This window comes from Weissella fangxianensis (assembly GCF_024718545.1).
GTDB classification, from domain to species: domain Bacteria; phylum Bacillota; class Bacilli; order Lactobacillales; family Lactobacillaceae; genus Weissella; species Weissella fangxianensis.
In genome coordinates this window covers 1-16002 of sequence record NZ_JAMXDB010000012.1, presented here as the reverse complement: position 1 = coordinate 16002, position 16002 = coordinate 1, and the positions used below count along the sequence as shown (strand labels likewise).

The window sequence follows — 16002 nt, the reverse complement described above, 5'->3', positions numbered from 1 at the left end:
AGTCCTTTTTTTTAAGGACATATTAGTTATATTTAACAAAAAAATTAACATTTTCCACATTATCTACGTTTAAGTCTTTACATAACCGCTTACGTTGTTTGCGTATACTCTCTATACTTTAAAAAATAAATAGTGATTTTTTGAACAATTAAAAAGACTCAAAAAACCGCATGTCATCCGACAATAATTGAGTAATACCCCCTTTTTTACAAAAAATGTGTAACAAAAAATCCTTTAAGCGCACCATTTTTGTGATATAATTCACATATACACATATTATAAAAAACTTTGGGGGTATTTAAAAATGAGCGAGCGTTTGAAAGGTAAAGTTGCAATTGTTACTGGTGGTTCTGTAGGAATCGGTTGGGCAATTGCCAATAGATTCGTGCAAGAAGGCGCTAAAGTCGTTATCACTGGTCGTCGTGCACAAGTTGGGGAAGATGCTGCAAAAAAGATTGGTACACCCGACATTATTCGTTTCATTCAACATGATTCATCTGATGAAAATGGTTGGGTAGATTTATTTGATCAAACCGAAAAAGCATTTGGACCTGTTTCAACATTAGTTAATAATGCTGGTATTGCTGTGGATAATAGTATTGAAAATACGACAACTGAAGAATGGCGTAAGGTTATGTCTGTTAACTTAGATGGTGTCTTCTTTGGTACTCGCCTAGCTATCCAGCGCATGAAAAATAAAAGTCTTGGTGCATCTATTATAAATATGTCATCTATTGAAGGATTTGTTGGTGATTCTAATCTGGGTGCCTATAACGCTTCAAAGGGGGCCGTTCGACTAATGTCTAAGTCAGCAGCCGTTGACTGTGCACTGAAAGATTATGATATTCGCATCAACTCAGTTCATCCAGGATATATTAAAACACCAATGGTTGAGAACGCCGATGGCATGGTTGACTTAATGTCACAACGTTCTAAGACACCAATGGGACATTTGGGAGATCCAGACGACATCGCTTATATGTGTGTGTTCTTAGCTTCAAATGAATCAAAGTTTGCAACAGGATCAGAATTTGTTGTTGATGGTGGTTATACCGCTCAATAACATTCATCCTAAAAAATAAATATCGGGTTCAGAACAAAAGATATTGTTCTGAACCCGATATTTTTGTCTCACTTGTTCACTTCTCTGATATATTTTGCTACTTGTATACCAGCTTGCCGACCAAAAATAACGGCTTCAGCTATTGAATTACCACCAATACGATTATCTCCGTGCAATCCACCAGCAACCTCACCAGCGGCATATAAACCACTAACCTTATCACCAGTTTCGTTAATAGCCTCTGTCAATTTATTTATTCTAATGCCCCCCATTGTGTAATGAATTGCTGGTTTGATATGAACCGCATAATAAGGTGGTAAAGCCAAGCTACGCGCCTTTTTAGTTTCACGACCAAAGTCCGCATCGATTCCCGTTAGCTGGCAATCATTCCACTTCGCAACAGTGGCGATCAATTTCTCACTATCCAAGTGCGCCTTTTTAGCCAAATCTGTTAAATTTTCAGCCGTCATCACAAGTCCAACCGAGTCATAAAAATTAATCGCTGGAAATGCCTCTCGAATACCTTGATCAAAAACCAATGTTGCTCCGTCTTCTTGTAAGTTATCAATAGCGGCTGTTACTTTGTCACGTGTCGTCATTTCATTCACAAATCGTTGACCTGCTTGATTTACTAAAATAGCTCCTTCACCACGTACACCCTCACCAATCAAATAAACATGATTCGTATCTTGTTGTACTGTTGGATGCACTTGAATTTTATGCATATCAACCAACGTTGCACCTGCCGTAACAGCTAACTTCATTCCATCACCTGTGGCACCTGGGTGGTTAGTGGTTTTCAACTGTAATAATTCAGGGGCATATTTTTTCAACATGGTTTTGTTTTGTGCAAAACCACCCGTTGCAATTACAACAGCTTTAGTTGTAATCTTTTTTTCACCAATCTCACGGTTATTAATTTTTAAACCGGTTACTTGTCCGTCTTGTTTCATAATCTTAATAGCAGTCGTTTCTGAAAACAAAGGTATATTTTTAATCAGTAATTGTTTTTGTAGACCTTTCACTAAGTAACTTCCAACGGCTGACTTATTATCGGGTCGATGAGCTCGTTTTTGTGACATCCCACCAGTGGCTGTTAAATCTGTTAAATGAATATCGTGATTTTCTAACCAGTTGATTGCTGATTCAGAATGAGTCACAAAATATGATAACAATTCTTGATTATTAGTTTTGCCACCACCTTGCCATGTATCTTCATAGAAACTATCCTGGTCATCAATAACATGATTTGCCAATTGAACCAAAGTCTCCGTAGCATTCATACCAGTTGAGGCACGGTTAGAATTACCACCCAAAGCACTTAGTTTTTCAAAAATAGCAACATGCAATCCTAATTCTTGTGCCTGAATTGCTGCCGTCATACCTGCTGCCCCTGAACCAACCACGATTAAATCATAATTCTCTTTTAAATCGTTAATGCTTGTTACTGGAAAAATAAATTTTGCCATTACTTCACTCCCAACTCGAGACTTAATTATATGTTGCACAAATGATAGCACACCTATCTGGCAGTTTTAACCCTCAAATGACAGTTAATCGTTTTAAAATAATAAAAAGATAGCGATTAGAACACCTTCTGTTATTCCACCGCTATCTCATTTAAAGATTATTCAATTTGTTTCTGCCGTCTATTACTCAACGACTAAGACATCGCAATTAGAATGACTAACGATATAACCACTATGTGATCCTTGCAACATCTTTTCAACGGCATTGGCACCTGTCTTGCCAACAATAATCAAATCAATGTCATTTTCTTCGGGCAAATCTTTCGTTAATACCATTTTGATATTACCAACGACAGTATGATCAACAACATTAACATTCTCTTCTTGTGCTTTTTTAATATATGGCGTCATTTTTTGTTGAACCCGCTCTGCCATATCATGATAAAAGTCTTCATTAACACCAAATGATGCATCCATGCCACGATCACGATTAACTACCCATGCAATATGCAAATCAGCAGACAATACTTTTGCTAACGAAAGCCCGGTTGCAAAAGCACGCTTTGCTTGATCAGAACCATCTAAGCCAACTAAAATACTTTTATAAATCATGTATTTTCTCCTTGCTTTTAAAACTTTGTATCAGCATGACGTTTACCATAACCAAAGTATAGCACCATTCCAAGGGCCAACCAAACAAGGAAACGTAACCATGTTTCCCAGTTCAAACCAGCAATCAAAACAAAACAAAAAGCGATGGCAATGATTGGCGTGATTGGTACCCAAGGAGCTTTAAAACCACGATGTAAATCAGGCTTTGTACGACGCATAATCATAATACCTGCAGACACTAAGATAAATGCTGTTAATGTTCCGATATTCACCAGTTCTGACAAAATATTTAAGTTTATGAATCCAGCAGCTAAAGCAGTGATAATACCAAAGAACCACGTACCTTTAAACGGTGTTTGATGTTTTTCATCAACGTGACCAAAGAATTCTGGGAAAAGGCCATCACGCGACATTGAATAACTGATACGTGATTGTCCATAAAGCTGAACCAAAATAACAGTTGTCATACCAAGAATGGCTCCCAAGCTAACAATAACTGATAGCCATGTTTGGCCTGTCTTGGCCAAAATCGCTAAAATAGGTGCATTCAAATACTTTGAAAATACAGTATACTTCACAACACCCGTCATAATGAGTGTCATGATAATGTAGAGAACTGTTGAAATTAATAGCGAATATAAAATACCTCTTGGTAATGTCTTGCTAGGATTAACAGTTTCCTCAGCACTTGAAGAAACAGAATCAAAACCGATAAATGAGAAGAAAACAATCGATGCTGCGGGAATAATTCCGGTTGCCACCCCGTCAGTATGTGAGTAAAGGCCAAATGGACTAAACGGGTGCCAGTTTTCAGGTTTGATAAACCAAACCGTGCAGACAACGAATAAAACGATCACCGCTAACTTAATGATCACCATCGTATCATTAACTCGTTTTGTTTGCGTGATCCCCACCGAAATGATCCACGTGATGATTAAAACAATAACAAACGCTGGGAGATTAAAAAAAGTCTGAACACCCGGTGTTGTTCCGGCGGCAGTTGTTAAGGCAGTTGGTATATGGATACCCATATTATCTAGCAGATTAACAAAATACCCAGACCACCCAACTGAAACCGTCGCAGCTCCGAGGGCATACTCAAGTATCAAGTCCCACCCCATAATAAAAGCGATGATTTCACCAAATGCAATGTATGAATAAGTATAGGCAGAACCAGCTACAGGCGCCATTGACGCAAATTCAGCGTAACATAAACCAGCAAAGCCACAACAGATAGCAGCAATTAAAAACGATACAGACAAAGCTGGACCAGCTGTCAAAGCTCCCTTACCAGTTAAAACAAAAATACCTGTACCAATGATGGCTCCAATTCCTAAAAAAGTCAGATCCCAAGTATGCAAGGTTCTTTTTAACGGGGAAGCATTTTCCGTTAGTCTATTAATATCTTTCTTTCGAAATAATGATGACATAATCTTTTTCCCTTCTCATTTGATTTTAATGATTCTATCACCGCGGAAAATGTTTGTAAATAAAAAGCACCAGTAATCAATCACATGAAGTAATATTTTTATGACAAATTTGCGTATTTCCATCATTCTAAAGAAAGCGTTTTCTTATACGAAACGGATTAATTAAGTACTGGATTAATCTATATGGTAATATTTTTAATGTAAAAAGTCATATTATTAATATCTACTAGTATGACAAACAGAAACAATATAATATTGTTAAATAAATTTTGAAATTTTCAACTATCTTTCATGGGAAAACATGTTGGAACCAAAATCCAGCCAAAATTAAATTATAAAAAGATTAGAAAAATTGTAACGCATGTCAGATAACCTAACGAATTCACAACAAATCGACTCTAAAACTGGATATAATTATTCTGTTAGGAAATTTTTCCCACCAAAGTAAGTCAATCAAATAGGTGAATTAAATTTTGACAAATTAAAAGTGGCTAATTTTGATTATTAACCAAAATTAGCCACTTTTTGAATTTTTTATTTGTCGTCCAAAGCTGTTTTAATTGCACTTAATGTCACATCAGCTGTTTTGTCAAAGTTCACATCGGCTTCAGCTAAAACATTTGCATCCCCAATCCCAACACTAATTTCGCCTGCTCCATTAATACTCTGAATACCAGCTACGGAATCTTCTAACCCAATCACCTGTTCAGGTTCTAAGTTTAAAACCTTAGCTGCTGCTGCAAAGATAGCGGGATCGGGCTTACCAGCCGCCACTGATGCCGGGTCCACAACCGCCGCAAAATAATCGGACAAACCAAGGCGTTCAATTATAAATGGCGCATTTTTGGAAGCTGAAGCAACGCTCAGTTGATAGTTTGCTGCCTTTAATTCATCTAAGAACTGCTGCATACCTGGTAAAATATCGGCGGGTGTCAATGTAGAAATTAATTCTCGATAATTAGTATTCTTTTTTTCAGCCAACGCCTTACGTGCTGATTGATCATACTCATCATCATGTCCACCAGCTGATAGGATCAATGCTAGACTCCCCATACGATCAATTCCTTTAAGACCCTCTTCTAACTCTTTGGTCCAGGTTGTCCCTACTTCATCTGCAATTTTACGCCAGGCAATGGTATGAAAACGAGCTGTGTCAGCTAAAACACCATCCATATCAAAAGCAAATCCTTTAATTACATCAAATTCACTCATTTGTGTTAACCTCCAGTAATCTGTTGCTCCTCATTGGCATGTAAATTAATAGTCTTACTATAAATAGTTGCTGTCGTATCTTTATCTGCTTTGACTTTTACCTCATTAGGATAAATGTCCAACGAGATCAAAACGCCGTGAAACTTTTGCTTAAATGACAACTTACGCCAACCATCAGGTAAATTAGGATTGATTACAATATGACCGTCTCGCAATGAAACACCACCAAATTCATTTTGAATGACTGCCAGTGTTTCACCCATAACACCAACATGGATACCTTCTGCTGTTGTACCACCTTGAATATCGTAATAATCTGAACCAATAGCCGTCTTTAAATAGTCCAATGCTTTTTCTTTATTACCCAACGTAATATCAATACCAGCAAACACAGGTCGTGAAGTCGTTGACCCATGAACCGTGCGGGCTAAATAATAATCGGTATTTTTCTGTAACCAATTTGTTGGCAAAGTATACCCAAGCTGATTAACCAATTTTACGAAGTGATTTGCACCTAGGTTATACAACGTCATTAAAGTATCGGTCTGTTTGGCAACTTGATAATCATCCGGTGATAAGCCTTCCGCTTTCATCAAACGATCAATTCGATGGATATCCCCATATTTTTGTTGATATGCTTCAAAATCAACTTCCTTCAAATCAAAATAACCAGCATATTGGGCAATAATACCATCATCATTGATTTCTAATGATAAACGAGTTGAGACATCTTGCGCCTTTTCTAGCAATTCTTTATCTATGGCTGGCAAGTATTGCTGTTGACTAAGTTCCTGTAACCAATTCAATGCCCAAGTTAACATCAAATTAGTATAAGCATTATCTGTAATACCACCAGTATCAGCATCGGGATAAGCTTCATGGAACTCATCTGGTCCCATCACTCCTGCTAAGTGATAACGGCCGTCATCACCTAGGATCACTTTGTTTAACCAGAATTTTGAAGTCTCAACAACGACATCGAGACCACCCTCCTGAAGAATGCTTTCGTCACCTGTTAACTGTACATATATCCATAAATTATAAACAATCGCCAAGGATACATGGCGTTGAAGTCTTGAATTATCAGGATCCCACTCATTATTAACGGTGTTTAAATGAATGACTTGTGCTTGTTCATCACCAGTCATACCAGACTGCCAGGGATACATAGCGCCACTTTCACCATCAATTTTGGCATTAGCTTGAGCACCTGCTAAACGATTAATACGATATTTTAAAATATCCTTTGCCGTCTGCGGGTCATTAGCAGCTAGATAAGGGACAACAAAAATTTCATCCCAGAAAATATGTCCTCGGTATCCTTCACCAGTTAGACCACGTGAACCAACAGAAGCATCTAGGTGCTGATTAGCATAGTGCTGCGCTGATTGTCGCAGATGGAAAATGTTCATTCGAATCATTCTTTGCAAATCAGGATCGTCACTATCTAAATTGATATCAGCTTCAGACCAAACATCCTGCCAATACTTAACAGAATCAGCAACAATTTCTTTGAATGTCACATCTGTCAATTGTTCATCAACTACTTGTTCTGGATCAGTTTCTTCGTAACTTGTGGCAACACCGATAATTCGTTCGATGTCAATCTGTGTCTCAGGGGTCAACTTAAAATCACCTGTAGCAACTATCCGGTCTTGACCAGTTGTCACCGAAAATTCACCCGCATCACTACTTGTTTTTGCACCTACGACTAACTTAATGGCTGATTGTCGCGTTTCAGCGACTAATTTATTTGCTGTTAAATCAGTTACATCAAATTCTCTTGATTCAAAATCACGATAGCGTTTAACATTTTTATTTTCCACACGACCATCAATAATAGTTTGGGCAGTTATATCCGCTGTAAAATCACCACTAATCGTAATAGATAAACCAATTTGATGCATCTTAAATGGGTTAACTACTTTCTCAGTTTTTAATGTCAATTCTCCCTTAACAGTTGGTATTGTATAGCTTTCTGACAGCATACCGCTGTCGAAATGGAGTATTGATTCTCGTGTTGTGGGATCAAACACGACTGGCTCGCCGTCTACAAACAACTTTAATAACTGCGGATTAGGTAAATTAACTATATCCTCATTAATAACATTACGACCGGCAACTGGTGTTGACGTTTGATTAAAGACACCCGCAACATAAAGTCCCGGATAATGATCATCATTATAAGATGTCATAATAGGTGCACCACGCCAACCAAGATACCCATTCCCTAAAGTGAGTAATGATTCTTCACCATAAGCACGAACACCATGTGACACCGTGTCATAACTTAATTGCCAATTATTTGAATTCATCAAAAGCTCCTTTCGTCAAAATTAGTTATTAACAGCGTCCTTAAATACGTTCTTCTTTTCAGCATTCTTAGCACTCTTGACATCAGAATCTTTGAATCCCCAGAAGTAGACCGCAATGAACGAAACAACTGTGGTTACTGCAGCGGCGATGACAAAGTACCAAATATTATTTGGATCAGTCTTTGAAAAGAATGATGGGAATCCAATCCATGAACCAGTAAATCCAAACATGTCAACATTTAATAGTCCTGCAATCAATCCACCAACAGCACCACCAATATTAGCCATCCAGAATACGCGCCCATACTTCAAGTTAATTCCATACATTGCTGGCTCAGTCACCCCAGCAAATCCTGACAAGGCACCTGCGAACGCCAAACTCTTAATATTTGTGATCTTTGTTTTTGCCCAAACGGCTAGTGCTCCTGCACCCTGCGCAATCATTGTGAAGTTAATCAATCCATTCAAAACTGAATGACCAGTTTGTGCAATATCGTTAGAAATAATTGGGATAATCATCCAGTGCAATCCAAAGATCACGAGTACCTGATAAAGACCACCAATCACTAATCCAGCAATAGCTTGATTCAACGTTACTAACCAATTAATAAATGTTGCCAATCCAGATGAGATTAACGTAATCACAGGTCCAACAACAACCAACACAACAATTGAAACGATGAATAATGTGAATAGTGGTTGGAAAATTGAACGTAAACTCAATGGTAGGACCTTCTTAAACCAATTTCCTACTGGGCGTGCAAGCCATGCCGCAAAGATAATTGGGAAAATCGAGTACGTATATGACGGAATATGAATTGGTAAACCAAAGAAATTAGAATTCATGGTTACCCCAAGAAATTCAACAAAATTCTTTGACGTTTTTTCTCCTAAGTCCACCATCGTTGGGTGAACTAACACACCCGCAATGGCAGCAACAATAATTGGATCTGACTTTAGTTGCTTGGCAGCAGTATATCCAACAAGAATTGGCAAGAAGTAAAATGTCGAATCAGCAATAGTATTAATTATTTGATACGTTGCCGAAGATTCATTGATCCAACCTAAATTAAATGTAAATAACGTTAAAACACCTTTTAAAATACCTGAAGCGGCTAACAAACCAATAATTGGCATCATTGATCCAGTGATTGTTCCAATCAATAATTGGAAACCATATTTAATCATGCCAAAGAATCCATCTGGCTTATTTGATTGCTTACCACCTGTTGCTTCAACGGCGGCATCAGTGGCCTCTTCATCAACAACATCATCGCCCAGTTGTTCAATCACTTTGTCATAGACATCTTCCACAGCTTGTCCGATAACTACTTGATACTGACCTAATTGCGCATTATAGACAGCACCAGCAACGCCATCTAGATCTTGAATTGCATCCGTATCTGCCTTTTTCTCATCATTCAAGTAAAATCGCAAACGTGTAATACAATGAATGACCTTATCAACGTTTTCCTTACCACCAACATTTGTAATAATGTTCTGTGCTAATTCATCATAATTTTGTTTTGCCATCTTAATTCTCCCCCATTTAACCTATGGCAATCGCTTGCCCGATCTGACTACCAGCAGATGAGTTTCCTACTTCTACAGACAAACTATCTAATTTTTCAGCCGAATTTGTTATGAGCACCATCGTTGTCTTTGGTAACTTCGCATCTTCGACCTGCTGCCAATCCACCGTTGCTAGAGTATCGCCGCCATCGACAACATCCCTAACTTTCACATTTGGTGTAAACGGCGCACCGTTTAGTGAAACCGTATCGATACCAATATGAATAAGAATTTCCAAACCATCAGCCCGCTCTAAGCCAACAGCATGACCTTGCTGAATAGTAACTTTACCAGCAACGGGAGAAACTATTGTGCCATCAGTAGGTTCTACAGCAAAGCCATCCCCCATCATTTTCCCAGCAAATACAGGATCAGAAACATTCTCTAAATGAATAACCTCACCTGTTACTGGCGTGTATAAGTTGTTGTCATCAGCAACCGTTTTTTTCTTTCCAAACCCAAACATATATATAACCCTCCTATTTATGACGTCTTGCAAATTCAACGCTTGTAAAGCGATCTGCACGATGTCGCGATTCAGTATAAGACAAGATGCGATTATCAGATAAACGAGTTTCACTCCGAATAACCACCATCGACATCCCCTCATCAATATGAAGTAACTGTCGATCTTCAATATTTCCTTTTTCAACTGTCATACGTTTAACTGCGTAATCAATTTGTAAACCTAATTGATTTTCAAAATAATCAAACAGTGAATTTTTAGCAGCCGTATGCGGAACATGATCAATAACAGCTTGATTAACATAATCATAATCTATGACCATTTCTTCACCATCAACCCAACGTCTACGTACAACCAATGTGCTTAATACTGGTGAGTCACCTCCTGTTAAGTTTTCAGGAACAGGTACATTTTGCTTAATAACGATGACATCATTACTAGCATCTAGGTTCGCTTGCGCAACCATTTCACGATAACTTTCAAGCGTTGAAACAGGGAATACAAAATGCTTTCGATCCAAAACAACTGAACCTCGTCCAGGTAACCTTTGCACATAACCATCATTAGCCAATGTCTTGACAGCTTTACGCACCGTCTCACGCGATACTTGATATCGTATGACAAGCTGACCGTCGCTTGGTAAGTAATCACCTGGCTGGTAGACATTATCTCGTAGTGCTTTCAAGAGGTCAGAGTATATTTTTTGATATTTTTCCATTTCCATATCCCCTTTCAACACGTTCAGTGTACACGACTATGAAAACGGTTTCAATTCATTTGTGCCAAGCTTTTCACGACTAGACTAGTCAGGTTATGAATAACTGCATACGGGCAAGCATTTCTAGACTAGTCAGGTTTTTTAAATTTTAACCGATTACTTCTATTTTATTTATCTATCACTATCTCAATATGTCCAAGCTCTTCTAAGACTAGCATGACAGTAATGAAACAGCTGACTAATTTTTACACAAAAAAATACAGTTTTGAAAATAAAGAACACTTCATTTCAAAACTGCATTTGTCTATTAATTTTATACTGTGCCACCATGATATAAAGAGACCGGTAAAATAAAATCACTTTCTTCAAGTTTATCTTCACGCTTTGTTATCCGATGAATCAAACTTTCAACAAGCATCATCACGATATCATCCATTGGCTGTACCACTGTGGTTAATTCTGGAAAGTATGTTTGAATAAACTCGGTACCATCATAACCAATGACTTTTAAATCATCCGGTACTTTAATATGCAATTCACGAGCCGTTTGTAATACAAGAATAGCCGTTAAATCATCACTACAAATAATACCATCGGCTTGCTTTTTCTTTAAAAATTGTTGAATAGAGACTTGTTTTATTTTTGGGGTTTCATCAAAGAAAATCGGAAAAACATGATTTGCCAAGCCTAATTTAGCCATTCGTTGCTGATATCCCTGCAAACGTCTATCGGTGGGATTACCTTTTTGGTTGGGATTTCCCATAAAATAAATACTTTTCGCACCTGCCTGATATAAGGTATCTGTTGCCAAGATACCTCCTTGCAAGTTATCACTACTAATCGTTGGCATACCATCTGTATACCGTCGATCAAAGGCAACGATGGGCAAGTTTGTATCTTGATACTCTTCAATCCCTAAATTATGTGCGCCGGTTATAATGCCATCAACTTGATTGGCAATTAACATTTGTAAATAATTACGCTCTTTCGCAACATCATCCGCAGAATTACACAAAATAACCTTGTAACCTTGCAAAAATAATTGTTTTTCTAGTTTTTCAATCAATTCTGCAAAAAAAGGATTTGTAATTCCCGGGAAAATAAGACCAATTATATGCGACTTTTTTCCCTTCAAAGATCTTGCTAAAGAATTGGGCTGATAGTTCAATGTTGCCATTGCATCATAAACTTTTTGTTTTGTTGCCGCACTCAAATAACCATGGTTGTTAATAACACGAGAAACAGTTGTTGGTGATACACCTGCTTCTTCAGCAACATCAGATAACTTTGGTTTCACAATGGCACATCCTTTTTTCAATACAAATTTCTAATAAATTTACGTAATATTAGCTATCCCATATCATTTAATAAGATATAGCTACCTGAATATTTTAGCGTATTTTGTTCAGAAAACGCAATCATTGTCTGTGTTTGTGGTGCAAAGAAACGTAACGTCATGACTTGCTCGCCACCATTTATAAAAATCTCACAAATTGAATGATCAACGAAAATATCTAATGATAGCTTTTTATGAGGATCGAAATTTACTTTGCGTGTTTCACCATACTTTGTTGCAAATTTTTCACCGACATTTGATCGATCAACAATTAGATAACCATCATTATTTGTGTCAAATCGTAATTGTAGGCCGTGGTCACTAGTGCCATCACTAGCTAATAATAAATTGCCTTTTTGATTAGGAGCCAAATCCAATTTTAACTCGTATTGTTGCTTAGTATCAGTGACTAATACTTGTTGATTTTGGGGTAACGTTTGTTCCGCAACAGTCAATGTAGACATAGCTGTTACTGGTATTTGATAAAGTTTATTGTCGACCACTTTTAATCGCTTAACCAAACTAAGACAATGAGCCCAATTTTCCCTATCCGATGGATAATTTATCTCAGGTAATCCAACCCAACTTATCAAATATGCTTGCCCATCCGGTGCATTAAATGCCTGACTTGCATAAACATCAAAGCCAGCATCTAATTGCATTAACGTTGATGTGTCAGAATACCAAGTACCAGTTTTAAAATCCAAATTCCTACCAACCGTATAAACATTTGGATAAATATTCTCTGTTGGTAATATATTCTGTGGCAATCCTTGTGGGCAAAAAATTAGTACAGGCTTATCATCAACATAAACTAGATTTGGACACTCAACCATATATCCCATATCACCAAGATTATGCTTTATATACCCCATATCTTCCCAGTCTTTTAAGTTTTGAGTTTTATATAATGAAAATTCACCACGTAAATTTTGTTTATCCTGTGCACCAATTAAAGCAAAATATTCATCATTCACCTTTAACAATTGTGGGTCCCTAAAATGCTCAGTCACATAATCAGGCGCTGCAATGAGCGGTTCATTTACTTTCGTAATTTGGTTATTTGCATCCATCCAAGCACCAAGTTGATAACTACGACGTTGCCAGTCTTTATCTCGTACATTGCCTGTATACATAAGGAATAACTTATCATTAATCACGTGCGCTGACCCAGAATAAGCACCATACGAATCATATTGATCTCCCGGCTTTAACGCGATACCTAAATTATGCCAATGAACTAAATCATCTGAAACACAATGTACCCATGATTTTAGACCGTGGACTGCTCCAAAAGGAAAAGCTTGATAAAATACATGCCATTGACCATTAAAATAAGAAAAACCGTTAGGATCATTTAATAATCCTGAAGTTGGATGTATATGAAACGCTGGCTTGTACACTGACGACGATACTTGATCTGCTAGATTTTCTTTATCTTTTTCTGAATATGCGCTGTAAGGTTGGTATCTTTTGTCTCTAGTCCAAATCATATAAATTAATCCCCTATTAAATTGGCAGTGGTTACTAAATTAGAAAATTATTACTTCTAACATAGGTTATGTCGCACAATATGTCAAACGTTTATCATATATACGCACCTATAAATAATTAAAAAAAGCTAAAATTATCAAAAATTGTGTCAAACGATTGACATATAACAGAAATAAGGTATTCTAATAAGTGTAATTAAAAAGAAAACGCTTCCAAAAGCAAGGAGTAGATAAATGGATCATAAAAAAGTCGCTAATGAGATAGTCTCAGCGGTTGGTAAGGATAATTTTGCTGCTGCTGCACATTGTGCTACACGCCTACGATTAGTTATCAAAGATGAAAGTAAACTAGATCAAGATGCTCTAGACAATAACGATGATGTTAAAGGAACATTCAAAACAAATGGTCAATATCAAATCATCATCGGTCCTGGGGATGTCAATAATGTCTATGATGAACTCATAAATATTGCAAATGTGACGCCAGTTTCAACTGAAGAACTTAAAAATGTCACCCAAGAGGGTAAAAAGAAAAATCCAATCATGGCTTTTATTAAATTACTGTCTGATATTTTTGTGCCAATCATTCCAGCCTTAGTTGCTGGTGGTTTGTTAATGGCACTAAATAACTTTCTAACTTCACCTGACTTGTTTGGACCAAAAGCCTTAGTAGACAGTTTCCCAGTCATTAAGGGATTCTCAGCAATGATTCAAGTCATGTCAGCTGCTCCCTTCATATTCATGCCCATTTTGGTTGGTATTTCAGCTGCCAAACGTTTTGGTGCTAACCAATACCTAGGTGCAGCTTTAGCTATGATCATGGTATCACCAGATTTAATAGCCAACCAATCATGGGACATCTTCGGTTTAGCTGTTTCACAAAATAACTACTATTATCAAGTTATTCCTGTACTAGCTGCTGTTTATATTTTGTCGTTAATTGAAAAATACTTACACAAAAGATTACCCTCTGCCGTTGACTTTACTTTTACACCTTTAATTTCATTAATGGTGACTGGATTCCTAACATTTGTTTTTGTTGGACCAGTCATGCGTCTACTTTCAGACGGGGTTACAAATGGAATTGTCTTTATTTATCAAACATTAGGTTTTGTTGGAACGGGTATTTTTGGACTATTATACTCACCAATCGTCTTAACCGGACTCCATCAAAGTTTTCCAGCTATTGAAACACAATTAGTTACGGCATTCACCCAAAATCACAGTGGTTACGGCGACTTTATATTTGTTGTTGCTTCGATGGCAAACGTTGCACAAGGTGCTGCGACATTTGGCGTATTTGCTTTAACAAAAAACAAAAAGATGAAAGGCTTATCATCTTCTGCCACTGTATCTGCCCTATTGGGTATTACCGAACCGGCATTATTTGGAGTTAACTTAAAATATAAGTTCCCATTCTTCTGTGCGCTTATCGGTTCTGGTGTAGCCGCAGCATTAGCCGGATTAATGCATGTCATCGCCGTATCGCTTGGATCAGCAGGATTCCTTGGTTTCCTATCAATTAATGCAAAATCAATTCCCGCATATCTATTATGTGAAGTGATTTGATTTGCAATTGCCTTTACACTGACCTATCTATACGGTAAGAAAAATGCAGCGAAGTTCGCCATCGTCGATGGTGGTAATAAAAGCGATACCGCTAAGCCAGCTGCCAATACACCGGTTGAAACTGACTTAGCCGATGAAATTGTTAACGCACCCGTTTCTGGTCAAGCAATTAAATTAGCAGACGTCAATGATCAGGTCTTTTCTTCTAAATTAATGGGTAATGGTGCCGCAATTGTACCAAGTGATACAACAATCTACGCACCTGTTTCTGGTACAATTACAGTTGCTTATGAAACAAAACATGCTTACGGTATTAAATCAGACAATGGTGCGGAAATTTTAATTCACCTAGGAATTGATACTGTTAATTTAAAAGGACAATATTTTGATTCTAAAGTTTCTTAAGGACAACATGTTACGGCAGGTGAAGCATTAGGTAGTTTTGAGATTGAAAAAATTACCGACGCCGGTTATGACCCAACACTAATTATGGCAATTACGAATACCGCAGACTTCGCCAACGTTGAACCGATTGAAACTAATCAGGTCAAAAATAGTGATCCATTAGTTGCTGTAACAGCTTAAATTTTTAATAATCAAGACTATGCACAAAAAAGGCAACCATGAACTGAACCCCAAAAATTGGAGAGAAGTTTAAGCAACTAGCTGGTCGGAAAGATTTCGGTATTGAACCGGAGTTTTTCCGGCCAGTTTTGTTTTAATCCGTTTATTATTGTAGTAATAGAT

At 37.4% G+C, this 16002-nt stretch carries 12 protein-coding genes and 1 pseudogene; 2 read left to right on the top strand and 11 right to left on the bottom strand.

The window, feature by feature from the left end; genetic code table 11:
• Positions 1-304 precede the first annotated feature (304 nt).
• Positions 305-1063, top strand: a complete 759-nt coding sequence (locus NGR58_RS04995; protein WP_258088530.1) for an SDR family oxidoreductase — start codon at positions 305-307, stop codon at positions 1061-1063.
• Positions 1064-1131: 68 nt separating this feature from the next.
• Here the strand turns inward: NGR58_RS04995 and NGR58_RS04990 are convergent, their stop codons facing one another.
• From NGR58_RS04990 to NGR58_RS04945, 10 genes are all read right to left on the bottom strand, one after another.
• Positions 1132-2532, bottom strand: coding sequence for a flavocytochrome c (locus NGR58_RS04990; RefSeq protein WP_258088529.1), 1401 nt, complete (start codon positions 2530-2532; stop codon positions 1132-1134).
• Positions 2533-2715: 183 nt separating this feature from the next.
• Positions 2716-3144: a universal stress protein gene (locus NGR58_RS04985; RefSeq protein ID WP_258088528.1), complete on the bottom strand. Its 429-nt coding sequence runs from the start codon at positions 3142-3144 to the stop codon at positions 2716-2718.
• 17 nt (positions 3145-3161) lie between these two features.
• Positions 3162-4574, bottom strand: coding sequence for an amino acid permease (locus NGR58_RS04980; RefSeq protein WP_258088527.1), 1413 nt, complete (start codon positions 4572-4574; stop codon positions 3162-3164).
• A 534-nt stretch (positions 4575-5108) separates the two neighbouring features.
• Entirely contained in the window at positions 5109-5786 is a 678-nt protein-coding gene (gene pgmB / locus NGR58_RS04975; protein ID WP_258088526.1) for a beta-phosphoglucomutase, read from the bottom strand.
• A gap of 5 nt (positions 5787-5791) precedes the next feature.
• On the bottom strand, positions 5792-8101 hold the full coding sequence (locus tag NGR58_RS04970) for a glycoside hydrolase family 65 protein (protein WP_258088525.1): 2310 nt from the start codon (positions 8099-8101) through the stop codon (positions 5792-5794).
• Between the two features lie 21 nt (positions 8102-8122).
• Positions 8123-9634, bottom strand: coding sequence for a PTS transporter subunit EIIC (locus NGR58_RS04965; RefSeq protein WP_258088524.1), 1512 nt, complete (start codon positions 9632-9634; stop codon positions 8123-8125).
• A gap of 16 nt (positions 9635-9650) precedes the next feature.
• The gene (locus NGR58_RS04960; RefSeq protein ID WP_258088523.1) at positions 9651-10139 is read right to left on the bottom strand and encodes a PTS sugar transporter subunit IIA; all 489 of its coding nucleotides are present in this window, start codon (positions 10137-10139) and stop codon (positions 9651-9653) included.
• A gap of 13 nt (positions 10140-10152) precedes the next feature.
• The gene (gene treR, locus NGR58_RS04955) at positions 10153-10857 is read right to left on the bottom strand and encodes a trehalose operon repressor (protein ID WP_258088522.1); all 705 of its coding nucleotides are present in this window, start codon (positions 10855-10857) and stop codon (positions 10153-10155) included.
• A 313-nt stretch (positions 10858-11170) separates the two neighbouring features.
• The gene (locus NGR58_RS04950) at positions 11171-12154 is read right to left on the bottom strand and encodes a LacI family DNA-binding transcriptional regulator (RefSeq protein ID WP_258088521.1); all 984 of its coding nucleotides are present in this window, start codon (positions 12152-12154) and stop codon (positions 11171-11173) included.
• Positions 12155-12207: 53 nt separating this feature from the next.
• The gene (locus NGR58_RS04945) at positions 12208-13686 is read right to left on the bottom strand and encodes a sucrose-6-phosphate hydrolase (protein WP_258088520.1); all 1479 of its coding nucleotides are present in this window, start codon (positions 13684-13686) and stop codon (positions 12208-12210) included.
• A gap of 234 nt (positions 13687-13920) precedes the next feature.
• On the opposite strand from NGR58_RS04945, the pseudogene NGR58_RS04940 reads away from it, so the two are divergent.
• Positions 13921-15840, top strand: a pseudogene (locus tag NGR58_RS04940) (sucrose-specific PTS transporter subunit IIBC).
• Between the two features lie 69 nt (positions 15841-15909).
• On the opposite strand, the gene NGR58_RS04935 reads toward NGR58_RS04940, so the two are convergent.
• The gene (locus NGR58_RS04935) at positions 15910-16002 is read right to left on the bottom strand and encodes an IS3 family transposase (protein ID WP_407077141.1); all 93 of its coding nucleotides are present in this window, start codon (positions 16000-16002) and stop codon (positions 15910-15912) included.